Annotated in this window: 1 protein-coding gene; it reads left to right on the top strand. The window is 72.6% G+C overall.

Features of this window, described 5'->3' with window-relative positions; translation table 11 throughout:
- A partial coding sequence (locus tag K3M35_RS25920) for a hypothetical protein (RefSeq protein ID WP_220667304.1) occupies positions 1-504 on the top strand: 504 nt, incomplete at both ends.

Genomic DNA, 504 nt, shown 5'->3' with positions numbered 1-504 from the left:
TGTACTCGACACCCAGGAGCCGGCCGAACCGGCCACCGCCGAGCAGCGCGGCGAGCACGTCGCCGCAGTGCAGGACGGGATCGACCAGGCCGCCACGGTCGAGGTCGATCAGTGGTGGGCACGAGGCCGCGCCGCCTATGACCCGGCCGATCCGCTGACGCTGCCGCAGCCGGACACCGATCCGCAGGTCGCCGCCGCGATCGGCAAGGTGCGCAGCCGCACGGGCCGCGATGAGATCCGCCACCAGTGGTTCGCCGGTGTCGAGCAGGCACGTCGCGAGGCCACTGCTGGCGAACGGCAGGCTCTGATCGCCGAGGTCGCCGTCGATCCTCGGCTGATCGCCCAGGTCGAAGGCCGGCGCCCGGACTACCTGCCGGCCGTGACCCGTTCCGAGGTCAAGAGCCTGATCGCCGAGGCCGCCCGCGAAGCGCCCCCGCTGCGCCAGGCCGCAGCGAAGGTACTGCTCGAGCACCGGTTGCCGGACGAGCTGTACGAGCGGGCCTA

Origin of the sequence: Rhodococcus sp. DMU2021, assembly GCF_019641445.1 — a bacterium.
GTDB lineage: Bacteria > Actinomycetota > Actinomycetes > Mycobacteriales > Mycobacteriaceae > Rhodococcus > Rhodococcus pyridinivorans.
Note: the sequence above shows the minus strand (reverse complement) of the source record. Positions and strands in the feature narration are given on the sequence as shown.